This window comes from uncultured Mobiluncus sp. (assembly GCF_947254095.1).
In the GTDB taxonomy this organism is placed as follows: Bacteria; Actinomycetota; Actinomycetes; order Actinomycetales; family Actinomycetaceae; genus Mobiluncus.
Genome location: NZ_CAMYBV010000019.1, coordinates 13,874 through 35,802, shown reverse-complemented (window position 1 = coordinate 35,802; position 21,929 = coordinate 13,874). Strand labels below are relative to the sequence as shown.

General features: G+C 60.1%; 21 protein-coding genes and 2 tRNA genes. 3 read left to right on the top strand and 20 right to left on the bottom strand.

Features of this window, described 5'->3' with window-relative positions:
* Positions 1-10: 10 nt before the first annotated feature.
* From Q0X47_RS07230 to Q0X47_RS07155, 16 genes are all read right to left on the bottom strand, one after another.
* A complete protein-coding gene (locus Q0X47_RS07230) occupies positions 11-718 on the bottom strand; it encodes an ATP-dependent Clp protease proteolytic subunit (protein WP_297724352.1) in 708 nt (235 codons plus the stop codon).
* Positions 718-1,326: an ATP-dependent Clp protease proteolytic subunit gene (locus Q0X47_RS07225; protein WP_297724349.1), complete on the bottom strand. Its 609-nt coding sequence runs from the start codon at positions 1,324-1,326 to the stop codon at positions 718-720. The genes Q0X47_RS07230 and Q0X47_RS07225 overlap by 1 nt, the downstream gene beginning before the upstream one ends.
* 254 nt (positions 1,327-1,580) lie before the next feature.
* On the bottom strand, positions 1,581-2,924 hold the full coding sequence (gene tig / locus Q0X47_RS07220) for a trigger factor (protein ID WP_297724346.1): 1,344 nt from the start codon (positions 2,922-2,924) through the stop codon (positions 1,581-1,583).
* Positions 2,925-3,065: 141 nt separating this feature from the next.
* Entirely contained in the window at positions 3,066-3,521 is a 456-nt protein-coding gene (locus Q0X47_RS07215) for a DUF3052 domain-containing protein (RefSeq protein ID WP_297724343.1), read from the bottom strand.
* An 89-nt stretch (positions 3,522-3,610) separates the two neighbouring features.
* A complete protein-coding gene (locus Q0X47_RS07210) occupies positions 3,611-4,108 on the bottom strand; it encodes a DUF3145 domain-containing protein (protein WP_297724341.1) in 498 nt (165 codons plus the stop codon).
* 143 nt (positions 4,109-4,251) lie between these two features.
* A complete protein-coding gene (def, locus tag Q0X47_RS07205) occupies positions 4,252-4,746 on the bottom strand; it encodes a peptide deformylase (protein WP_296181571.1) in 495 nt (164 codons plus the stop codon).
* 30 nt (positions 4,747-4,776) lie between these two features.
* A complete protein-coding gene (locus tag Q0X47_RS07200; protein ID WP_297724338.1) occupies positions 4,777-6,648 on the bottom strand; it encodes a proline--tRNA ligase in 1,872 nt (623 codons plus the stop codon).
* 95 nt (positions 6,649-6,743) lie between these two features.
* Positions 6,744-7,010: a DUF3046 domain-containing protein gene (locus Q0X47_RS07195; protein ID WP_297724336.1), complete on the bottom strand. Its 267-nt coding sequence runs from the start codon at positions 7,008-7,010 to the stop codon at positions 6,744-6,746.
* Positions 7,010-7,345: a helix-turn-helix domain-containing protein gene (locus tag Q0X47_RS07190; protein WP_297724355.1), complete on the bottom strand. Its 336-nt coding sequence runs from the start codon at positions 7,343-7,345 to the stop codon at positions 7,010-7,012. Before Q0X47_RS07190 ends, Q0X47_RS07195 begins: the two co-directional genes overlap by 1 nt.
* 230 nt (positions 7,346-7,575) lie before the next feature.
* On the bottom strand, positions 7,576-8,175 hold the full coding sequence (gene pgsA, locus Q0X47_RS07185; RefSeq protein WP_297724333.1) for a CDP-diacylglycerol--glycerol-3-phosphate 3-phosphatidyltransferase: 600 nt from the start codon (positions 8,173-8,175) through the stop codon (positions 7,576-7,578).
* Between the two features lie 13 nt (positions 8,176-8,188).
* A complete protein-coding gene (locus Q0X47_RS07180) occupies positions 8,189-10,954 on the bottom strand; it encodes a DNA translocase FtsK 4TM domain-containing protein (RefSeq protein ID WP_297724330.1) in 2,766 nt (921 codons plus the stop codon).
* A gap of 62 nt (positions 10,955-11,016) precedes the next feature.
* Entirely contained in the window at positions 11,017-11,952 is a 936-nt protein-coding gene (locus tag Q0X47_RS07175; protein ID WP_297724327.1) for a PfkB family carbohydrate kinase, read from the bottom strand.
* Positions 11,953-11,968: 16 nt separating this feature from the next.
* Positions 11,969-13,663 carry a ribonuclease J gene (locus tag Q0X47_RS07170; RefSeq protein ID WP_297724326.1) on the bottom strand — a complete coding sequence of 565 codons (1,695 nt, stop codon included), beginning with the start codon at positions 13,661-13,663 and terminating at the stop codon, positions 11,969-11,971.
* 138 nt (positions 13,664-13,801) lie between these two features.
* Positions 13,802-14,545 (bottom strand): 4-hydroxy-tetrahydrodipicolinate reductase, encoded by a 744-nt coding sequence (gene dapB, locus Q0X47_RS07165; protein ID WP_297724323.1) that lies wholly within the window; start codon positions 14,543-14,545, stop codon positions 13,802-13,804.
* 43 nt (positions 14,546-14,588) lie between these two features.
* Complete coding sequence (gene dapA, locus Q0X47_RS07160; protein ID WP_297724320.1) at positions 14,589-15,476, bottom strand: 4-hydroxy-tetrahydrodipicolinate synthase; 888 nt, start codon at positions 15,474-15,476, stop codon at positions 14,589-14,591.
* A gap of 87 nt (positions 15,477-15,563) precedes the next feature.
* On the bottom strand, positions 15,564-16,973 hold the full coding sequence (locus Q0X47_RS07155; RefSeq protein WP_297724316.1) for a pitrilysin family protein: 1,410 nt from the start codon (positions 16,971-16,973) through the stop codon (positions 15,564-15,566).
* A 29-nt stretch (positions 16,974-17,002) separates the two neighbouring features.
* Between Q0X47_RS07155 and Q0X47_RS07150 the strand changes: the two genes are divergently transcribed.
* On the top strand, positions 17,003-17,557 hold the full coding sequence (locus Q0X47_RS07150) for a hypothetical protein (RefSeq protein ID WP_297724314.1): 555 nt from the start codon (positions 17,003-17,005) through the stop codon (positions 17,555-17,557).
* A gap of 119 nt (positions 17,558-17,676) precedes the next feature.
* Here Q0X47_RS07150 and Q0X47_RS07145 read toward each other — a convergent pair whose 3' ends face one another.
* From Q0X47_RS07145 to Q0X47_RS07130, 4 genes are all read right to left on the bottom strand, one after another.
* Positions 17,677-18,048 (bottom strand): RNA-binding S4 domain-containing protein, encoded by a 372-nt coding sequence (locus tag Q0X47_RS07145; protein ID WP_297724311.1) that lies wholly within the window; start codon positions 18,046-18,048, stop codon positions 17,677-17,679.
* Positions 18,049-18,115: 67 nt separating this feature from the next.
* On the bottom strand, positions 18,116-19,234 hold the full coding sequence (locus Q0X47_RS07140; RefSeq protein WP_297724308.1) for a DUF1524 domain-containing protein: 1,119 nt from the start codon (positions 19,232-19,234) through the stop codon (positions 18,116-18,118).
* Between the two features lie 674 nt (positions 19,235-19,908).
* Positions 19,909-19,980, bottom strand: a tRNA-Asn gene (locus Q0X47_RS07135).
* A 62-nt stretch (positions 19,981-20,042) separates the two neighbouring features.
* Positions 20,043-20,540 (bottom strand): hypothetical protein, encoded by a 498-nt coding sequence (locus tag Q0X47_RS07130; RefSeq protein WP_297724304.1) that lies wholly within the window; start codon positions 20,538-20,540, stop codon positions 20,043-20,045.
* A 132-nt stretch (positions 20,541-20,672) separates the two neighbouring features.
* On the opposite strand from Q0X47_RS07130, the gene Q0X47_RS07125 reads away from it, so the two are divergent.
* Positions 20,673-20,746, top strand: a tRNA-Ile gene (locus tag Q0X47_RS07125).
* An 84-nt stretch (positions 20,747-20,830) separates the two neighbouring features.
* Entirely contained in the window at positions 20,831-21,814 is a 984-nt protein-coding gene (locus tag Q0X47_RS07120) for an O-acetyl-ADP-ribose deacetylase (protein WP_297724301.1), read from the top strand.
* The last annotated feature ends 115 nt before the right edge of the window (positions 21,815-21,929 follow it).

Here is a 21,929-nt window from a genome sequence, read left to right as displayed (position 1 = left end):
CAAGTCACAATCAGCTCGAGCTGCCTTTACGCGGCTCCAGCACCTGGTCAATCAGGCCATATTCCAGCGCCTGGGGAGCCGTGAGAATCTTGTCTCGGTCAATGTCCTCGTGCATTTGCTCCACGCTGCGCTTGGAATGCTTCGACAGCGTTTCCTCCAGCCAAGCTCGCATCCGGTCGATTTCCTCAGCAATAATCGCCAAATCGGTGGCCTGACCCTGGGCGCCCTGAATAGCCGGCTGGTGAATCAGTACCCGCGCGTTGGGCAGCGCCAGACGCTTGCCCGGGGCGCCCCCCGCCAGCAGCACCGCCGCCGCGGACGCCGCCTGACCCAAGCAAACCGTTTGAATCTCGGGCTTAATATATTGCATCGTGTCATAAATCGCCGTCATCGCGGTAAAAGACCCGCCCGGAGAGTTGATGTACATGGTAATGAGCGAATCGGGATCCTGGCTTTCCAGCACCAGCAGCTGCGCCATCACGTCATCGGCGGAGGCATCGTCGACCTGGTTACCCAGGAACACAATCCGATCCTCAAACAGTTTCGCATAAGGGTCCTGACGTTTGTAGCCGTAAGCCGTGCGTTCCTCGAAAGTCGGCAGGATATAGCGCGCGCTGGGCAACGCCGGAGCCGCCCCCGCGGGGACAGACGCACTGACGGGCGAAACCGCAGCAAATCCTGCCCCGGACATCCTTAAATCACCTTGATAATGCCTCATTACTCCCCCTTCTTCGAGTTCTGTACCGCGGCCGCGTTCTCTACCACCGCGTCAATAAAGCCGTATTCCAAGGCTTCCTGAGCGGTGAACCAGTGGTCACGGTCGGCGTCCCTGGTGATTTCTTCCAGCGTGTGACCGGTGCGCTCGGCGGTAATCTGAGCGAGTTCCCGCTTCATCGCCAGAATCAAATCAGCATTAATCCGCACTTCGGAGGCGGTTCCCTGGACACCGCCGAGAGGCTGGTGCATGAGGATGCGGGCGTGCGGAGTCGCGAAACGCTTGCCTTTCGTCCCTGCTGTCAACAGGAACTGCCCCATCGAGGCCGCCATTCCCATCGCCACGGTCACCACGTCGGGTTTCACGTACTGCATGGTGTCATAGATAGCCATGCCCGCGGTGACGGAGCCGCCGGGAGAATTGATATAGAGGTAGATGTCAGAATCCGGGTCCTCGGCCGCCAACAGCAGCATCTGGGCGCAAATCGCATTGGCATTTTCCTGGCTGACCTCATCGCCCAGCCAAATGATGCGCTCTTTCAGCAAGCGCTTGTAAATAAACCCACCCGTGGGTACATCGGGCGTTTCTTCGTCGCGATTAACTACGGTCACGTTTCCTCCTCGCTTGGTTCACTTAACCCTAACGGAAAACCGCGTGTCCTTCGCGCTTCATTCCCCCGGTTTCGCTATGGGCTAATCCCGACTTTGTTCGGAGGCGTCCCCTAGCGGTGTCGGTCGGTTTCTTTCTGATTTATTCACAAGTCTCCCCCGGCGGGTTTTTCCTCGCCTCGCCAGTGCGGGGGGGCGGTAGCCGACAGCAAAAGGCGGGTTCCGGTCAGTACCGAAACCCGCCTTGCGCTCAAAACTTACTTTTCAGCGGTGTCTTTCTTTGCCGGAGCCTTCTTTGCCGGCTTTTCCTCGGCGTCCTCGTCTTCCGCCGTCTCCTCGCCGATGAATTCCTTCAGGTCCACAACCTTGCCGTTCGTGTCCTTGACCTCGACCTCTCCGAGGGCCGACGCGATAGACTTGTTGCGAGCAATTTCTTGGATAAATGCCGGAATCCGGTTGTTCTGTTCCGCATTTTGCAGCAGCATGGAGGGATCCATACCGTAAGCCTGCGCGGTCTGGAGCACAAACTCGAGCAGCTCCTGCTGAGACACATTCATCTGGCGTTCTTCGGCCAAAGCGTCCAGGATAATCTGTACTTTCAGATCCTGCTCGACAGCTTCCTGAGCTTTCTTTTTATCTTCCTCGCTGGCATCCTCGCCAATCTGCGCCGCGACAGCCTCATCCAACACCCCTTGCGGCAACGGGAATTCCAGCTCATCGCGCAGCTTTTCGACCAGCTTGTCGCGAGCCGACATAGCCTGTCCGGTGCGAGCCTGACGATCCACGTTTTCCGCAAGTTCCTGCTTCAGTTCATCGATGGTGTCGTGTTCGGAAACCATCATGGCGAACTCGTCGTCAGCGTCCGGCAAAACTTGTTCCTTCACGGAATCCACGGTGAGCGTCACTTGAGCGGTCTCTCCCCCGTGCGGCCCAGATTTCAGTTGAGTTTCAAATGTCTTGGTTGCTCCGGCTTTCAAACCCTTCAAAGCCTCATCCAGGCCCTCGACTAAACCGCCGGCACCAACGTGGTAGGAGGTCTGGTTCAGGGAATCGACCTCTTTGCCGTCAACCTCGCTCTTAAGGTCCAGGGTAACGAAGTCGTCCTGCTTGACGGCGCGCTCCACGGTTTTCAGAGTCGCGAAGCGACGACGCAGGTTATCCAGCTCGGTTTCCAGGGCTTTCGGGTCGTCTTTAATCGCGTCTACTTCCAAGCTGAGCTTTGAGAAATCGGGCAGCTTGACCTCGGGACGTACTTCCACTTCCACCGTAAACTTCAAATCGCCGCCGGCTTCACCCTCAATGTTGGGGGTATCGGTCACATCCACGTCAGGTTGACCCATCGGAGCAATCTTATGTTCCTGCACAGCCTTGCCGTAGTATTCCGGCAGTGCGTGATTGACCGCATCTTCAATGACCGCGCCGCGGCCGATGTAAGATTCCAGCACACGAGCCGGGACGCGTCCGCGGCGGAAACCGGGAATGTTGACCTGCTTGGCGTATTCCTTGAAAACCTTGTCCATCTCTGGCTTGAATTCCTCGTAGGGAACCTCGATTGCCAACTTGACCTTAGTGGGGTTGAGGTTTTCAACAGTGCTCTTCACTTTGTCTCCAAAATCGTTTGTTCTTGCGGTCTGCCGGCCAGTCCGGTCCGCTTGGTTTTCATAAGCCCCTAAATCTTACGACATTAGCCCCTTTTTCTGAAACTTAAGGCAGGGGCGGGCAGGGTTTTATCACGGCCGATTTCAGCGGTTCGTGCCGCGTGCCATAAGGCTGATTCCCAGCCAATCCGGGCTCACATGAGAGGAGGACATGACCCGCAGACCAGTGATTTTTGCGGCCTCCTCGACGAACTGGGTATCCACCGAGTTTGGCTTACCGGACACGGGAGTCATGACCCAAATCAGTCCGCCATCATCGAGGTTTCCAGACGCGTCAACCAACAAATCAGCCAAATCATCGACTTCGCCGTCTTCGGCACGCCACCAAATCAGCGCCCCGTCAGAAACGTCCCCATAATCTTCGTCTACCAGTTCGGTTCCCAGGAAGTCCTCGATGGCGCGACGCAGTGTCTCATCGACGTCATCGTCATAATAAAATTCTTGGACAATCGACCCCTTATCGAAACCAAGACCAGGCTGAGATTTGTTTGAGCGATCCTTTTGAGATTGTTCCGCGTGGGCGGAAGCATTGTTCGTCATAGTTTCAGGATATATGAAACCGAGCCTCCGTGGGGAATTTACACCGAATTTTCCCCGTAATGGCAACGTTGACAACCCCGAGAAAGGGCTCAGACGACCTTGTGCAGGTACTTCACCGGAGCGCCGACACCCGCCCAACGGTACGGTTCCAGCTCTTCGTCCCACGCGCGGCCCAAGGCTAAGTCCAGCTCACGGCGCATTTGCAACGGATTATCCGCGTGTTCCAACGCCGCCAAAATCCGGCCTTCCGGCACCACCACGTTGCCCACGCTGTCGGTTTGCGCATAGAAAATTCCCAATTCAGGAGTGTGGGACCAGCGTCCGCCGTCCGTGCCGGGAGCCGCGTCCTCAGTCACTTCATAGCGCAGGTGTTCCCAGCCACGCAGGGCTGAAGCCAACTTGGCACCGGTTCCGGCCATTCCGACCCAGGAGAATTCGGCGCGAAAAAACGTCGGGTCAGCTTCTTGGACGGTCCAATCCAAACTGACTTCGGTGTTCAAAACCGTCCCCGCCGCCCACTCGATATGGGGACATAACGCCCTAGGCGCCGTGTGAATAAACAGGACACCTCGCGTGTATTGGTTCATGGTTACCTCCTGTTGTGTTTGAGGTTGAGCTACAGCTCAACGGGCCGGTGTTGCGGCTTCCCCTCCGAGCACCGAATCACAACGAGGTAACTTATATTTCTATTATGCGCTAAACCGACTACGGTTGCACGTCTATCTGGGGTCTACCAACCCATTTTCCGAATTTGCTGCAGCGCTTCCTTGCGGTATTTGCGTTCCAATCTGTCCAGGTAAAGGTGCCCCTCCAAGTGGTCGCATTCGTGCTGCAGGCAGCGCCCCATCAGTTCTTCACCCTCTACCACCAGCGGTTTTCCGTCCAGGTCGATACCTTCCACGCGGGCATACCAAGCGCGTTTCGTCGGGTAAAACAACCCCGGCACGCTCAGGCAGCCCTCGTCGCCGTCCTGGAATTCGTCCTCGCTCGTAGCGACCAATTTGGGATTCAAAACGTAGCCGACTTCCCCGTCGATGTTCCAGGAAAATGCCCGCAGGCTGACCCCGATTTGGTTGGCTGCCAGTCCGGCGCGACCGTCCTCGTCCACGTTCTCTAACAGGTCCTCGACCAGCTGTTTCACGCCGGGGTCGCGCGGGTCTGTGATCCAGTCACAAGGGGTGCGCAGCACGGGATCTCCCACCACGCGTATCTCACGAAATGCCATGTTGACCTCTCTTTGTCGCCGCCCGGGCGCCTAGTTTTGATCCTTTTCCCACTGATCGGGCTCGCCAATCAGCTCGGTCGAGCTGAGGGAAAAGGCCGTTTTTGCGGCCTCATTCGAGATGGCCTGCAACAGTTCCTCCACACAAGTCTCCGGGGAGGTTTCCTCAGTTGTGCCCTCGCGGCGCTGGCGAATCTCGACCTTACCCTCAGCTAACCCCTTGCCCACGACCAGCGCAAAAGGTATCCCCAACAGTTCTGCGTCCTTGAACTTCACCCCGGCGGAAGCCTTCGGGCGGTCGTCATACAGAACCTCGATACCGGCCGCATCGAGTTCACGCGCGAGCTTTTCGGCGGTGGCAAAAATCTCTGGGTCTTTGCCGGTGGCCAGTACGTGAACCTGGAACGGAGCGATATTGAGCGGCCACATCAGCCCCTTATCGTCGTGGTTTGCTTCGGCAATGGCCGCCACCAGGCGCGACACACCAATACCGTAGGAACCCATCGTCACGACTTGTGACTTCCCGTTCTCGTCCAGCACGCTCAACCCCAGGGCTTTAGCGTACTTGCGTCCCAACGCGAAAATGTGTCCGATTTCGATGCCGCGCTCCAACGTCAACGGCCCCGAACCGTCAGGAGCCGGGTCGCCTTCCAAGACTTCCGCGGCTTCGATGGTGCCATCGGCCGTAAAATCGCGCCCGCACACCAGGTTGAACACGTGCATTCCGGCCTGGTTGGCTCCCGTCACCCAGCGCGTGCCCGGAACAATTCGCGGATCTATCAGGTAGCGCGGGGAACCGACAGGATTGCCCTCCGCGTCCGTAGTGCGTTTCGGTGAGTTCGGGCCGATGACCTGCGGGCCGATGTAGCCCGGCACCAAATCCGGGTAGGCTTCCAAGTCTTTGGCCTCCGCCATGCGCACGTCAGCGGGAGACAAGCTCGCCTCCAAGCGTTTCATGTCAACTTCGCGGTTCCCGGGCACGCCGATGACCAGGACTTCTTTGCATCCGTCGGGGTAGTCGGCGACCACCACCACGTTTTTCAGCGTGTCGCTGGCTTCCCAAGGCCGGTCCGAGCGCGGATAGAGTTTGTTCGCCTGATCCACCAACGTTTCGATCGTGGTGGAGTCCGGGGTCGACCGTACTTCCGCAGCGGGTGCATCGTCAGAAGGGAGGGGCTGTGGCGCGATGGTGGTGACGGCCTCCGCGTTGGCGGCGTAGCCTCCGGGGGACTTCACGAAGGTGTCCTCACCGATAGCACAGGGGAACAGGAATTCTTCGGAGGCAGAACCGCCCATCGGACCACTCAAAGCGTGACAAATGACGTAGTCCAACCCGATACGGGTAAAGATCCGCCGGTAAGCTCCGCGGTGCAGGGCGTAGGAATGTTCCAACCCCTGATCCGTGAGGTCAAAGGAATAGGAGTCTTTCATCACGAACTCGCGACCCCGAATGATCCCCGCCCGCGGACGAGCCTCGTCACGGTACTTTTCCTTCATCTGGTACAGAATGACCGGCAGGTCTTTGTACGAGGTGTACAGGTCTTTCACCGCCAGGGTAAACATTTCTTCGTGGGTGGGAGCCAGCAGGTAATCCCCGTCTTTCCGGTCTTTGAGCTTGAACAGCGAAGGGCCGAACTCCTCCCAGCGGTTCGTCGCCACGTAAGGTTCGCTGGAAAGCAACATCGGGAACTGCAGTTCCTGTCCTCCAATGCGGTTCATCTCTTCACGCACAATGTTTTCCACGCGCCGCAGGGTTTTCAACCCCAACGGCAGCCAGGTATAAATCCCTGGCGCGGCACGGCGAATATAGCCCGCCCGCACCAGTAACTTGTGGGACTCCACTTCGGCTTCTACCGGGTCTTCACGCAGGGTGCGGACAAAGAAAGAGGACATTTTTGTAAGCATTCCTCAACTTTACCGCGAAACCAGCCCAAAGATTAAAACCAACCCGACCTCGGGATTTGCCCGCCAGCCGGTTCCGTTTGGGCCACGGGCAGGGGCTAGTGACGCGACGCGTGTAAATCCCGGCGATGCCAGAACAGATTTTCCTCCGTGTCTCGGTCGGTGGCGCGCAGCAGGGCTTGCCACACCGCGAGGGGATCTGCGCCGCGTTCCAAAGCCTGCAGCGCGGTCATGCCCCATTCGGTCAGTACTTGGTCGCTGGCCAAGGTTTCGCCCAAACCGTGTGGAAACACTTCAGTCAGCGCTTGTTTAAACTGGGAGCGCGTCATGCCGCGCTGCACCGGACCGCCCTGGAATTGAGGCATCAGGAAATCGGGGCGCAGTCGATGCTGCCTAGCAGCTCATCGGGCACCAGCTCGGGGACCACCACACCCTCGACCAGAGCTATCCGATCCGCAACTTCATGGAGTACGAAAGAAACCGGCGCCTCCAACGCATAACAGATGGAGGCCAGCAACTCGCTGGAGGCTTCCTTCTGACCGCGTTCCACCTCGGACAGGTAACCCAACGACACGCGCGCCTTCGCCGAAACATCACGCAAAGTCAGGCCGCGAGTTTGGCGCAGTTGACGCAAAACCTCCCCGAGCTCGCGCCGCAAAACTGGCGTGGAGGCTTTAGCAACTGGAGAAATCTGCATCATGGAATCAGAATACCGCTTTTTAGGCAGGCTTCGCACCCCCGCACGATTCGCCGGCCTGACCGAACGCTCCAGGCTCATCCCCGGACGCAGCACGTAAGGCAACTTCATGTTGGCAAAGGTATCTTTTTTGTTCATCACACTAAATTTAACCAACTTTGTCAGGTTTTTATTCCCGCAAATCTCATCCCCAGGACTGATTGCCGACCCAGCACGACGCCTCGGGAACGTGGCTAGTGCTGCTCAGCCGGGCGCATGGCCTGGCGCACATAGTCAATCCCGGTGAAAACCGTAATGAACACGACCAGGACCGACAGAACTATCGCCACGATGCGCACCACCGGCCACGCCGCGGGAACCAGGGCTTCCCACGGAATCAACAGCAGCAAAATCAACGCCATCTGGGTCACGGTCTTCAGCTTGCCGCCGCGGCTGGCGGGCATGACCCGCCCCCGACGCGCCAACACCAGACGCATCAGGGTAATCCCCAGTTCCCGCACCAAAACCGGAACAGTCACCGCCCAAAACACCGGCCAGTGCAGGCTGAGCAGCACAAATGCGCTGAGCACCAGGGCTTTATCGGCGATAGGATCCGCGAGTTTGCCAAAATCGGTGACCAAGTTCAGCCGGCGCGCCAGGGTCCCGTCCAACTTGTCGGTCGCGGAAGCCACGGCGAACACCACAAAAGCCCACACTTGAGCCTTCGTGGTCGGCACCAGCATCAACCAAATAAATACCGGCACCAAAATCAGGCGAATCACCGTCAGCACGTTGGCGATGTTAAAGTTCGGTGGCGCGGACGGCTGGGGCGCGCCCTGCGGGTTTGCGGTCATGAATCCATCCTAGTCAGAAGGGCAAAGGCTCGGTGTCGTCCCCATCGTATAGCTCCTGGCGGCCCACGGGAGTCGTCGGGTCAGCTAGGTCGTCCGGGGTCGCCGGGTCAGCAGGGGTCGCCGGGTCAGGCTCATCGGAAAATGCCACCGTGGTGTCGAGCGGGCGGGTGTCGGCGTCGTCGGGTTCTGGGACCTGTTCCGAGGGCTCGTCCTCAGCAGGGTCGTCAAAAGGTTTCTCGGTGTCGTATTCCGGTTCCTCTACTTCCGGCGGGAGGTCCGGCGCGGGCTCGGTTTCTCCGCGCAGCGTTGCGAGAACACCGGGCAGTTCCTCGTTCGTGACCAGGACTTCGCGCGGCTTGGAGCCCTCCGACGGACCCACCACGCCGTAAGTTTCGAGGATATCCATCAGCCGTCCCGCTTTGGCAAACCCCTTGCGCAGTTTGCGTTGAATCATCGAAGTGGAACCGAACTGGGTGGAAACCACCAGTTCGGCGGCGGCCAGCACATCGTCCAAGTCGTCGCCAATCTCTTCGGGAACCTTGGCTTCCTCACTGCCCTGTTCACTGGTGACGTCTTCGCGGTACACGGGCTCCATCTGTGCCTTGACGTGGGCGACGACCCGCACGATCTCTTCCTCGGAAACCCAGGCTCCCTGCACCCGCTGCGGCTTGGATTCCCCGCTGGGCAGGTAGAGGGCGTCGCCCTGACCGATAAGTTTTTCCGCCCCGGATTGATCCAAAATCACGCGGGAATCCTGGTTCGAGGAAGTTGCGAAAGCCAGTCGGGAGGGCACGTTAGCTTTGATGATGCCCGTAACCACATCCACGGAAGGGCGCTGCGTCGCCAACACCAGGTGGATTCCCGCCGCGCGACCCAGCTGGGTAATGCGTTGAATGGAGGCTTCCACATCCCGCGGCGCAATCATCATCAAATCGGCCAGCTCGTCCACCACGACCAGCAGATATGGCATCCATTCCGGCTCGAAACGCGACTCGGGCAGCTTTTTTACCTTGCCGGCGCGCAGCGCCTGATTGAAATCGTCAACGTGACGGTATCCGTAGTTCGACAGGGTGTCGTAGCGCATATCCATCTCATTGACGCACCATTCCAGCGCCGCCGCAGCTTTCTTTGCCGAGGTAATAATGGGTGTGACCAGGTGGGGAATCCCGGCATAGGCAGTGAGCTCCACTCGCTTCGGGTCGACCAAAATGAGCCGGACCTGTTCCGGGGTGGCTCGCATCATGATGGAGGTAATCATCGAGTTGATGAACGAAGATTTACCCGACCCGGTCGCGCCGGCAACCAGCAGGTGCGGGGTCTTGGCAATGTTAGTCAGGACGTAATCGCCTTCCACGTCCTTGCCGACCCCGGTGACCAGCGGATGAGTGAGGCGCGCGGCCGCTTCGGAACGTAGCACGTCACCGAGGTAAACGTTTTCACGGTCCGCGTTGGGGATTTCAATCCCAATTGCGGATTTCCCTGGGATGGGAGACAAAATCCGCACTTCCGGGGACGCCACGGCGTAAGCAATATCCTTGGACAGCCCCTCGACCTTAGAGACTTTTTCTCCCGGACCGAGCGTGACTTCGTACTGAGTCACCGTCGGCCCGCGCGAAAAGCCGGTGACCTCGGCCGCGACCCCGAACTGTTGAAACACATCGGTCAGGGACTCGATGACGCGGTCGTTAGCCGGGGAACGTTTCACGTGTTCAGGCCCGACTTTCAAAAGGTCGAGCGAGGGCAGGTGGTAGTCGATGTCGTGTCCCAAGCCGGTGTGGACGCGTTCCGGCAGGGTATCCGCGGTCTTGGTGGACGGTCCGGGTTGGGGCGTCGCCTCGGTCGGTTGACGCTCGGCCTTATGCCGCGCGGTTTGTTTCCGTGCCTGCAAAAGCTCGGTGGCACCGGTCGTGGGCTCTGGCAGGGTCTGAGTCACGCCGGGGTCTATGGGCTGCGCGGTCGGGGGCGTGTTCGGCTCCATAACCTTGGTTTCCTCCGCGTCTGACTGGGAACGAGGGCGTTTCCAGGGCATTCGCGAGGGCGCCATGACTTCAGTGGCGCCGGTGAGGTCGACTACCTCCGACTCGTCCCCGCTTGTGCCGCGGCCGGGGAACAGTCGGGCAAAACGCTGGCGAATCAGCGACACCAAGGTTGCCGCCGGGATTCCCCCGGTGATGAGGATTCCGATCAGCATCAGGATAACCAGCAGCGGAAACGCTCCCCACGGCGAAAACAGCACGCCGATGGGGTGACCGAAGAACCAGCCCAACAGCCCTCCTGCCGTCATGATTTCGGGGAAACCGGTGGAGGGCCAGGGCAAGCCCTTGGCCACGTGTACCATTCCCGCCAACGCCGCCAAGATAACCGAAAGTCCCACCAGAATCCGGGTTTCCCGCGAGCCGCGAAGCGCGGCGACCTCCGCGGCTTCTGCCTCGGTGACACCGTCATTTTCCGGGTCAGGAAGGAAACGACCTCGCAGGAACAAACGTATGGCGAGGAACCCTAGAGCAAGGGGCAAAATGACCGCGAATACACCGAAAAGTCCCGCGAAAGTCAGGTGAATCAGATTCCCGGCCGTACCGGAAAGGCCAAACCATTCTCGCAGAGCAACCAAAATCCCCAGCGCGATGAGGCACAACCCCAAAATGTCGCGTTTGACTTGCGGGTCCAAAGCGGAGCGGGGCGGCTCATCCCGATTGTCCGGTCGGGCGGTTTTTCGGTTGCCTGCACCAGACCCGCGTTTCGACGGGCTGGTTTTCACTTGTTTTTTGGTCGCACTCATAGCGCTTTTAGGGTATCCGGGCATAGGGTTTTTTTAGCGCTCCCACGCCGAAAAAGGTGGCATTACAGTCGCGAGTTCTCCGCCAGGAAGTTATCAATCTGAGAAGCGGTGGGGATTCGGTAGTAGCCCCGCCGCCCCATCGCCAGCGAAGCGGCTGCATTGGCCCGTTCACAAGCCTGGTCCAGCGGTGTCCCCATCATGAGCGAGGCCAGCAGGACTCCGGTATGAGCCTCTCCGGCCCCGGTCGTGTCCACCAAATCAGTGGGATAAGCAGGCACACCCCTCGGCACCTGCCCCGCAAATTCCTGGATTGCCGCCCCGTTTGCCCCGTCACGCAGCACCAGTACAGTCTCCGGCTTTACGTAACGGCGCAACACCTCGACAATGGGACCGCGGCCCAACCGCATCCGCACCGTATCGGCCTGGTGCTTATTCAAAGTCAGCAAATCCGCCCTTCCCAGGACTTTTACCATCACATCCAGGTCGACTTCCCCGACCAACGGACCCCCCGCTATCGCGAGGAACAGATTGTCCGGCAGCCGTTCAATCCACTGTGTGAGAATCTCGGCGAGTTGGGGGTAAGCCAGGTCGTTGAGACTGGCAAAAACATAATCATTGTCCCGCAAAACTATCCCCGCCAAGTCGCGCGGGTCAGGCTCGACTTCGACCCCGGGGGACGTAATGATGCTGCGCACTCCTTCGGAATCTATGGCCGCTATCCGCAGCCCAATATCGCCCACAATTTCGCGGGAAAGCACCGAAATCCCTTCTCGTCCCAAGGAGTGACGAGCCTGAATCGAGTTCGGGCCCGTTCCCAGGGGGGACGTCACGCAGGCGGAGACACCTTGCCGCGCCACGGTGGAGACCACAAAGAAACCTCCGGCCACGACCGCCCCTTCCATGATGGAGGCGCGGACTTCGGCACCCCGATCGGGCAGGTGGTCAACCCGCAATGGCAGCTCCAGGTTGATTGACTGGGTGGAAATGAAACGAGCCACGGCGATTCTCCCTGAGCTAGTCAGCTTCCAGCACCAGGGGCACAATCATGGGTGCGCGCTTCAACCGCTTGGATACCCAACGTCCCAAGGTCCGGCGAGCGACCCGCTCCATGTCCCGCACGCTGGCTTTTCCGTCGGCCGCCGCTGCGCTCAACGCGTCAGCAATGGCCGGCTCAATATCCCTAAACACGTCATCGTTTTCCGCTACCCCGCGGGCGATAACGGTCGGACCAGCGAGAATAGTCCCGGTACTCATCTCCATGACCACATAAACCGCCACAAACCCCTCTTGGGCCAGCACGCGGCGGTCATAGAGTTCGGACTCCCCGATTTCCCCGATAGAAGTGCCGTCCACATAGATAAAGTCACACGGCACCTGACCCACAATCTGGGCCTCACCGTTCTTAACCTCCACGCACACCCCGTCCTCAGCAAGCATTACGTGGCGCGGATCAATCCCTGTTTTCACGGCGTGTTTCCCGTTAGCGACCAAGTGTCGAATCTCGCCGTGAATGGGCATCACGTTCTTTGGCTTCACAATGTTGTAGGCATAGAGCAGTTCGCCCATGGCGGCGTGACCGGAAACGTGAACCTTCGAATTACCCTTGTGAACGACCTGCGCGCCCAGACGAATGAGCTGGTTAATGACGCGCCCCACCGAGTTTTCGTTGCCGGGAATGAGCGAGGACGCCAGTACCACCGTGTCGCCTTGGCCAATGGAAATCGTCCGGTGTGTTCGGTTGGCAATCCGCGACAGGGCGGCCATCGGTTCGCCCTGGGAGCCGGTAGCCATGTACACGCGACGTTCGGGAGGCAGGGAATTGACGTCCTTGAGGTCAATCAGCACCCCGTCCGGCACGGTCATGTAACCGGCCTCCGCGGCGATGGTCATGTTACGTTCCATAGAGCGCCCCACCAGGGCGACCTTGCGGTTAGATTTCGCAGCGGCGTTCAACACCTGCTGCACCCGGTGGACGTGGGACGCAAACGAAGCCACCACAATCTGGCCGGTAGCGTGGTGGAATACGTCCTCGAGGACGGGGCCGATTTCCCGTTCAGAGGCAATAAAGCCCGGGACCTCGGCATTCGTGGAGTCCACGCAGAACAAATCAACTCCGGCTTCCCCCCAGCGCGCGAAAGCACGGAGGTCGGTGATACGCCCGTCCAAGGGCAGCTGGTCCATCTTAAAGTCACCGGTAATCAGCGCGGAGCCGGCTTTCGTGCGCACCATGACTGCCAGAGCGTCTGGAATCGAGTGGTTTACGGCGCAAAACTCCAGGTGGAACGGTCCCAAGTCGAGCCGCTCGCCCTCTGCTTTGACCCGCAGGTTCGTGGTGGACAGGCGGTGTTCCATAAGTTTCGGTTCCACGAGCGCTATCGTCAGGTGCGAACCGTAGACGGGAATGTCCTCGCGCAGTTTCAACAGGTAGGGCACCGCTCCGATGTGGTCCTCGTGTCCGTGGGTCAGCACCACGCCGACCACGTCCGCCATCCGGTCTTGAATATAGGTGAAATCTGGCAGAATCAGGTCCACCCCGGGTTGGATTTCTTCGGGAAACAGCACCCCGCAATCCACAATCAGGATTTTGCCTTCGGTTTCCAAAACAGTCATGTTGCGGCCGACTTCGCCCAGACCTCCCAAGGGCACTAATCGCAAGACATCGGGTTGGGCCGGGCCGGGCTGTGGCAGTTGAAAAATATCTTCACTCACGCACCCATCTTAGCGGTTGTGCTCTCCCCTAGGCTGACCCACCCGCCCGATCACGCCCGCCGCGGGAACAAAGTCCGGCTCAACCCTTGTGAACGGGGAGGAAAATGGGAAAAGGAATGGGAAAGAGGAATTGCGCGCCTAGAGCCCCAGCAGCGTATCCAAGCCGACGGTGAGACCGGGGAAAGCGGCGACTTTGCGCAGCCCCAGCAACACTCCGGGCATGAAGGACACGCGGTCAAAGCAATCGGTGCGCACTACCAGCTGTTCACCGGGGTTGCCCAAAAGGATTTCCTCGTGAGCGTACAAGCCGCGCAAACGCACGGCGTGAACCGGCACGCCCGCGATTTTTCCGCCGCGGGTCCCCTGCGGATCCGATTCGGTGTGATCCGGGAAGGCGGGGGCGCCGGCGGCCTCGCGAGCCGCGGCAATGCCTTTCGCGGTGGCGATGGCGGTACCGGAGGGGGCGTCAATTTTGTCAGGGTGGTGCATTTCGAGGATTTCCACGGATTCAAAGTACGGGGCTGCCGCGGCCGCGAACTTCATGGCCAGTACGGCAGAAATCGCAAAATTGGGGGCAATCAGCACGGAACGGCCGGCGGCCTGGGCAGCTTGGCGAACCCGTGCGTAGGCGTCATCACTCCAGCCGGTCGTGCCGACCACCACGTGCGTTTCAGCTTGCAGAGCCGCCATCACGTTGGCTTCCGCGCTGGTCGGAATGGTGAAGTCGACCGCGTGGGTGGCGTGGGCGCGGCGTAACCCGGCGGTGATGTCGTCATCTCGGTCCAGTTGGGCGACCAGTTCCATATCCGGCGCCGCGCTGACTGCAGCACAAACTTGGCTGCCCATCCGACCTTTGGCCCCGATTACCGCGACTTTCAACATTTCCGGGTCCTCCCTTTCGTGGCGTGGCGCCAGGCCGCGCCGGCTATTTTTGCAGCAGTCCTTGGCTCACCAGAGCCTGACGGATATCGACGATTTCGGCCTCGCTGGGTTCGACCAGCGGCAGACGCGGACGCGGGGACTCAATCAGCCCCAAGGCGTAAACGGCCTGTTTCGCGTAAGTCGCCCCCTGACCAGCGCCCATAATGGCGCGATTCGAGGGCTCCAGCGCCGCATCCAATTCCCGCGCGCGAGCCAGGTCACCGGCGGCAACGGCATCCAGCAGGGCTGAAATCCGTTTGCCCTCCACGTGTCCTACTACCGAAATGACCCCGGAGGCGCCGCCCGCCAAAAAGAAAAAGTTCAGAGCGTCGTCACCGCTGTACCATTCCAATCCGGTGCGCCGCATGGCCTGGATTCCGGCGCTGACGTTTCCGGTAGCGTCTTTCACGCCTTTCACGCGCTCCAGCCGCGCCAGCCGATCCATCGTCTCGGGGGCAATGTGCACCCCGGTGCGACCGGGAATGTCATAGACCAGGATGGGCAGGTCACTTTCCTCGTGAACCGCCTGGAAGTGGGCGACAATGCCGTCTTGGGAGGGCCGATTGTAGTAGGGCGCGGTCACCAGCAATCCGTCGGCGCCGTCCTGAGCGGCCGAGCGCACCATCGCCACCGTGTGCGCCGTATCGTTGGAGCTGACCCCGGCAATGAGTTTGATGTCTGGACCTATCGCGCGGCGCACGGTTTGCAACAGCTGAGCTTTTTCGTCCAAGTGCGTGGCGGGGGCTTCCCCCGTGGTGCCGGAAACCAAGATGGCGTCGCAGCCGTTGTCCACCAGGTGCTTCGCCAAGCGAGCGGCGGATTCGTAATCCACCGAGCCGTCCGCGTGGAAAGGAGTCACCATCGCTACTGAAAAACGCCCAAAAGTACTCATGCAGTCATCTTAGGCACTTTGTTCACATGATGGAAACCCCGTCCGCCATGTGGACGCAAGGGGTGTGGCAGAACTGCGGGGACGGCTTTATTCCTCCGGACCCAACCGCACCTCAATAGTGGCACGTTTCGCCAGTTCAGCCGCCCAATCCTGTACTTGTGCAGCAGTGACGGCCTGCATCTGGTCCAGCTTTGTGTCCAGCGGGATATAGGCCCCGCGCAGGATTTCGGCATGAGCCAGGCGATTGGCACGCACGGTATTGTCCTCCAGACCCAGCAGGGTGGCGCCGCGCAGCTGGCCTTTGGCTCGGGCTAGCTCATCCTCGGGGATTGAGTTGGCGGCGATGTCCTCCAGTTCGGCACGCAGCAGCGCCGCCACCTGGTCAGTATTCGCCGGATTGCAGGTCGCGGTCACGCCGAAACTACCCGCGTCCCGGTAAGACGAGTTGAACACGTAAGTGGAGTAGGCCAGACCTCGCTTTTCCCGGATATTTTGGAACAGACGCGAGCTCATTCCCCCGCCCAACACGGCGTTCATCACGTTCATGACGGGCATATTCGCGTCCGCTACCCCCGGTCCCGGCCCGCCAATGACGACCCGACTTTGTTCAAACTTGCCTGCGACTTTAAAAACCCCTGATTCGGGTTTCCAAGCACCCTGACCAGCCGCGTTGAGACTGTTTGTCCAGCTGTCAGCGGGGTTGCCCAGCGGGACGGCTGCCACGGTGTTGAAGTCTAAGGCAGGCTGGGCCGGGTCGGGTGCGGATTGCCATTGCGGCCAGGGAGAATCGGGACGGTGTATAGACTGCATCACCAGTTCGCACACCTGGTCATGGTTGATGTCCCCCGCGGCCGACACCACCAGGCGATCCGGGGCATATCCGGCCTGATAGTGAGCCACTATTGCCTCCAGAGTGTCGGCTTTTACCGATTCAATCGTGCCGCCAATGGGACGCCCCAGCGGATGAGCCGCAAAGACCCGGCGGGTAAACTCGTCAAAAGCCTGCTCGCTGGGGTTATCCAGCGCCATCGTCAGTTCGTCGAGGATAATGCCGCGTTCCATCTCAAAATCGGCGGCATTGAGCAAGGGCGCACACAGCATATCCAGCAATACGTCAATGGCCATGGGCACGTCCTCGCCCAAAACTTCGGCGTAGTAGTGAGTGCATTCCCGGCCGGTAGCGGCGTTGGAATCGCCCCCGACCGCGTCAAATTCCATCGCTATCTGATGGGCGGTGCGCCGCGGAGTCCCTTTAAATAAAAGGTGTTCCAAGAAGTGCGTGGAGCCCCGTGCCCCTTCGACCTCGTCACGAGAGCCGCGCGCGACCCACAGCGCCACGGTGGCGGCGCGGGTGCCCAGCATATGTTCGGTGATAACCCGCGTTCCCCCGGGCAAAATGGTGCGGCGAATCGCTCCGTCTTCCAGGGTCACATCCGCCCCGGGAGCACCTGCGGGCAACGCCGGAAGCGGACACGCAACAGATTTCAAATCAGTCATAGTTACCCAATTTTACTAGACTAGGAGTCATGTCCCAGCACAACCTTGGCAAACAGGAAAAACCCGATGACCCCGACCAGTCTCCCGCCAACGCAAAACCGGAGGGGGAACCTCGTGCGGGGAAAAATCCTCGCGACAAATCCGGAAAAGCCCCGGCGCGAAAACAATCCCTGTGGCGCTCCGCGGCTGACGTGTGGCCGTTCGTAGTGGGGTCTTTCGGGTGCGCCCTGGCGGCGTACTTTTTGACCTATGCCGGCTCGGCCTATGAGCAGCCGAACTCTCTGACCACCGGGGCTACCGTCATGCTGATGATTGCCGGGTCTTGTGTGCTGGCTGCCACCGTGGGCTTGGTTCACCTGGCGTTTTTTGTGTCCGCAAAAGTGTTGTGGGCCATCGGGGCGGGTCTGGGTGTGGTGCTGTCGGTGGCGGCCTTCGTTGTGGCGGGGATGCACGTCGCGCCCGGCTTCGTGTTCTGCGTGGCGTTCCTGGTGCTGTGCGTGCTGGGATACTTCCTGGGTCGGCGCGTTGACGACTACCGCGCCCAGTTCCCCAAACGCAGCCATTTCCTGGGCGACTGGGACTAGGCATTACGCCCGCGGCCAACCTCGCGGGACCGAGCCGAAACCACGGCCGTTTCCGACCGGACTTATGCAGACGCAAACCCCACTACGAGCGGCTGAGCGGGACGCTTTTGCACACTACTTCAAAAGGACGTCCGCCCGCGCAAGGCGTCGAGCTGGCGGCGTTCCTTTTTGGTCGGTCGCCCGGTGCCGCGCGGTCGATAAATGACGGCCGCATTAGCGGGATTCGTCAAGCGTTGTGGGGTGACGTCCTCGTAACATTTCACGGCTTCAGGCGCCCCCACGCGCTTGGGAATCAGGGCTTTTACCTTCAGAACGCGGTCGAAACCCGCGACCCGCAGCCGTACCTCGTCCCCCGCCCGCACGGCGCTGGAGGCTTTCGCGCTGACCCCGTTGATTTTCACGTGCCCGGCGCGCGCCGCCGCGGTGGCCAGAGAGCGCGACTTCACCTGTCGCACCGCCCACAACCACACGTCGACGCGCATTTTTTCCATTCCTCCAGTCTACCCGCAGCCGGGATTTTCGGCTGAAAACCGGGGGAATCTGGCGAAACTGCGGACCCTAGCGGGGGCGGGATTCGCAGCCCACCCCGTCGTGATCCCCGTCAAATTTGTTCTGGAATCCCGGATCCTGCGGGGTGATGGGTCGGCCCAGGATTGCCCAGACTTCCCGGCAGTTGGCGTAGCTGGCTCCCGAGCCTCCTGGCGCACCTGGCTGCGGCGCGGGGTTTGCCGCGGGAGGGGCCGCGTCCTGCGGCGGGGGCGGCGGTTCTGTCGGAACAGAAGCCGGCACGGTCCCCGAGGGCACGACCACCCCACTGTCGGCAGGCAGTGCCTGGCCGGGACAATTGCTCAAGATCCGTACCATCGCGTCGCGTTCAGCCTGAGTCACCCACAGCCGATACTTCGCTTTAACCGCAATCTGGCGCGAAACGTAGGCGCACCGGAAGTCCTTATGCGGCGGCAGCCACGTCGCCGCGTCTCCGTCTGACTTTTGCTGGTTGAGCCGGCCGTCCACTGCCAACAGGTTCAACGGATCGTTCGCCAGGGTTTCGCGCTGCGCAGCAGTCAAGGCTTGGGCGCCTTTCTGCCACGCATCGGACAGGGCGACCACGTGGTCAATCTGAATGGCCGAGGCTTGTGACTTGTCAAAATACTTGGTTTCCCCGGAATATGGCTCGGCCAGGATCCCGCTCAACACCACGCATCCGCGTGTATTCGCGCGCCAGGTTTTATCGGTCAAATCGCGGTTCAAGATGTCGTTGCGGGTGTCGCAGCCGTTCCGGTCGATATCGCGCCACCTCTGGCCGAATTCCGCGCGCCGATAGCCGGTTTTCGGTGCTCGCCCTTTCACCGGCAAGGTCGCCAGCACAGTCGCGGCGTCCCCGGTCGCTTCCGGCGTGGAGGCGGTGGGACTGGGTTCCACAGTGTTTTCTGGGGTCTGCGTGGGGGAAGTGTCAGAAGGCGTGGGGGTGGGTTCCACGGTGTCACGCGGCGCCTTGGTGGAAACGGTTGGACTAGCAGAGACAGCAGGCTCAGAATCGCTGGCTTTGCTCCCCAGCGCGTTGCCGCATGCCACCACAGCGAACAGCACCCCGGCGCCCACCAGCAGCTTCTTGGTCTTGCTGGCTTTGGGCGGGATCTGAGCTGGTCCGTGCGGCGGCGCCGGGATTCCTTTCACAGCCTCATTTTAAAGCGCAGATAGGCTTTTTTGAGCGACCCAACCGCGTCCCCCGATGCCAATTCGCATTCAAATCGGGGTTGCTAGTCTATATAACCACCTACCCCGATTTAATCCCCGATTTCTAACGCCCACGCTTGGCGCTACGCCTATATATATGTATAGTTAGAGGTGTTAGGGAAACCGCTCTAACAAAGGAAAAGCCCCGGGAACAATCCGGGGCTCAGCGGAAAGGGGATAACGATGATTGCACTCATCAGTATCCTGGTTTCCCTTCCTAACTCCATTCTAGCGCTGATTCTCATTCTTGAGAAGATGCAACGGAAAGGTAAGGAAGAGTGAGGAAACCGCCCCGTCCCCTCACGGGGGCGGGGCTCCGCTGAAAAAAAGGGGCTACCATGTTTCTTTCACTGCGCGGCGTCGCTGCTTACACCGGTCTTTCCGAAAATACGCTAAAGGCGTACTCCCAGCGCGGCTATATGCCCGCGCCCGATGTCAGGATAGGCACGGGCGAAAAAGTCACAGCCAACGGCTGGTCTACCGACACTATCGACCATTGGCTGGCTAATCGCCCGGGGCGCGGGGCGCGTACCGACCTGAAAAAGAGCCAAAAAAGCAAAGGCAGACTAGCAAAAAACGGCTCGAAAAACCCCAAAGCGCCGGATACAAAAAAGCTCCCGCGGCTGGATTCGAACCAGCAACCTGCCGATTAACAGTCGGACGCTCTGCCGTTGAGCTACGCGGGATTGCGGATAAGATTCTAACAGAACCTTTTCGCGAATGTCCACTCGCTGCGAGGTTACCGGTTTTAGGCCGGTAGGCCCGCCATGTCGCGCACCTGGGATTCCAAACTGGACAGCGCGGGCATGTCGCCCGGTGCCAGCGCCCCGAAAGCCACGACTTCGGAAAAGCGGCTCCCGTCCGCCTTGGCTCGCACCGAAATCCGCACTTTCGTCCCGGAGGGCAGTGTCGAAAACTGGGTATAGATTTGGGACTTTTGCAGGTAAATGCGCGCGTAGTCTCCGAAGGCCTTGAGCATGGTCGACTCCGGGTTCTTTAGCAGCAGCGGCGCTTTGCCCGGGTCGGGCCAGGTCACACTCAAAGTGTCGGTGTCGCGATCCCACCCAATCTGCTGCACCTCGTGCCACTCCCAGCGAGTCACCTCGCTATCTCGCCTGATTAAGCCGCTGGGGTCGGCAAACAGCCACAAGTCCTGGTCCGCAAAGTACAACGGTATAGAGTTGCGCCCGCTCCGGGGCAGCAGCGCTTTCAGTTCCGCGGGGATTTTGCTTTTCCTCAGGCTCATAAGCTCCACTGTATCTCAGCGGGCTACCTTCCCTCGCGGGCATTTCCACGCTTCCCGGCGGCAACACCGAAAATGCAAATTCCCGGCGTTCAGAAATACCACCTGAGCTCAGTAACTTGTTAGTATGTTTACGCCCTGTTAGCTCAGTCGGTCAGAGCAGCGGACTCATAATCCGTTGGTCGTGGGTTCAAGCCCCACACAGGGCACTTTTTTGTGCGAAAATCCGCTCTTTGCCGCGACGTTTTTCCCGCTTCACGCTAGACTGGAAACCTAGCCGAAAGGGAACAAAAATGCAGATACACGCGATTGGCGGAGACCTCACCGAGATGAATGTGGACGCGATTGTCAACGCCGCGAACTCCTCACTATTGGGGGGCGGCGGCGTCGATGGGGCGATTCACCGAGCTGCCGGTCCGGAGCTGCTTGCGGCCTGTCGCAAGCTGCGTGAGACTCGTTTTCCCGACGGTCTGCCGGTGGGCGAAGCGGTCGCCACCAGGGGGTTCAACCTGGAGGCGCGGTGGGTCATTCACACCGTCGGCCCCAACCGTCACGCCGGACAAACCGACCCGCAGCTGCTGCACGACGCTTTTGCGAACTCCTTGAGTGAAGCCGCGCGAGTGGGCGCCCACGAGGTGGCGTTTCCCGCCATATCCGGCGGAGTCTACGGCTGGGACATGGCCGAAGTCGCGCGCATCGGCGTGGCAGCCGTACGCGAGTGGGCCGCCGGGACCCACCCCTCTCGTGACACCGACCCGACCGGTGATTCCGCAGCTCCAGACCAGACCAAAAACGCAGAACCCCCGATAGACAACGTGTATTTCGTCCTGTTTTCCTCTGACGCGCTGGAGCTGTTTCAAGCCGAAATCGCCCGCACCGAACCGGAGGATGACTCCTGGCCTCCCGACGACTTCGAGTTGGCGCCAGGGGACACGAAAACCCACCGCAACGGCATGACCTTGGTCGATGCCTATTGGATTCCTGATGAAGAAGTCGCCTCGTATCGTGCCGATCGCAACGCGGCGGCCGCGGCCTACACAGAGGCGTTCCGCGCCGAGGGCTACCGGGTGTTTCGTGAATGGGCTGGCTCGGAGGATGGCGAGGCCATCACCGCCAGCGACAGCGCGGGCAACCTCCAGGCCATGATGCACTTAGATCCGCAAGCGGTCCAGGAATGGCAGGAATTCTCAGCGAAATACGGCACCAATGCCCACGCTGAACTGGTCAAAGCCATCCGCGCCGAGCATCAGTACCTCAAGTCGGCGCCGACAGACTAACCCCGCTGCCCGCGGACAAACCGGCGACGCATCCGCTTTTACCGAGCCTCGCCAGCCCGACGGACTTTATCCGGTATAGCACTGTGCTCGCGGCGCTCCTGCCGGGTCGTCTGCC

Bases quoted from the DNA above. Each gene is read 5' to 3' on its own strand.
- Q0X47_RS07230 (WP_297724352.1), bottom strand. From the start codon at position 718: ATGAGGCATTATCAAGGTGATTTAAGGATGTCCGGGGCAGGATTTGCT.
- Q0X47_RS07215 (WP_297724343.1), bottom strand. From the start codon at position 3,521: ATGACGAACAATGCTTCCGCCCACGCGGAACAATCTCAAAAGGATCGC.
- Q0X47_RS07210 (WP_297724341.1), bottom strand. From the start codon at position 4,108: ATGAACCAATACACGCGAGGTGTCCTGTTTATTCACACGGCGCCTAGG.
- def (WP_296181571.1), bottom strand. From the start codon at position 4,746: ATGGCATTTCGTGAGATACGCGTGGTGGGAGATCCCGTGCTGCGCACC.
- Q0X47_RS07200 (WP_297724338.1), bottom strand. From the start codon at position 6,648: ATGCTTACAAAAATGTCCTCTTTCTTTGTCCGCACCCTGCGTGAAGAC.
- Q0X47_RS07195 (WP_297724336.1), bottom strand. From the start codon at position 7,010: ATGCCTCAATTCCAGGGCGGTCCGGTGCAGCGCGGCATGACGCGCTCC.
- Q0X47_RS07190 (WP_297724355.1), bottom strand. From the start codon at position 7,345: ATGATGCAGATTTCTCCAGTTGCTAAAGCCTCCACGCCAGTTTTGCGG.
- pgsA (WP_297724333.1), bottom strand. From the start codon at position 8,175: ATGACCGCAAACCCGCAGGGCGCGCCCCAGCCGTCCGCGCCACCGAAC.
- Q0X47_RS07180 (WP_297724330.1), bottom strand. From the start codon at position 10,954: ATGAGTGCGACCAAAAAACAAGTGAAAACCAGCCCGTCGAAACGCGGG.
- dapB (WP_297724323.1), bottom strand. From the start codon at position 14,545: ATGTTGAAAGTCGCGGTAATCGGGGCCAAAGGTCGGATGGGCAGCCAA.
- dapA (WP_297724320.1), bottom strand. From the start codon at position 15,476: ATGAGTACTTTTGGGCGTTTTTCAGTAGCGATGGTGACTCCTTTCCAC.
- Q0X47_RS07155 (WP_297724316.1), bottom strand. From the start codon at position 16,973: ATGACTGATTTGAAATCTGTTGCGTGTCCGCTTCCGGCGTTGCCCGCA.
- Q0X47_RS07150 (WP_297724314.1), top strand. From the start codon at position 17,003: ATGTCCCAGCACAACCTTGGCAAACAGGAAAAACCCGATGACCCCGAC.
- Q0X47_RS07145 (WP_297724311.1), bottom strand. From the start codon at position 18,048: ATGGAAAAAATGCGCGTCGACGTGTGGTTGTGGGCGGTGCGACAGGTG.
- Q0X47_RS07130 (WP_297724304.1), bottom strand. From the start codon at position 20,540: ATGAGCCTGAGGAAAAGCAAAATCCCCGCGGAACTGAAAGCGCTGCTG.
- Q0X47_RS07120 (WP_297724301.1), top strand. From the start codon at position 20,831: ATGCAGATACACGCGATTGGCGGAGACCTCACCGAGATGAATGTGGAC.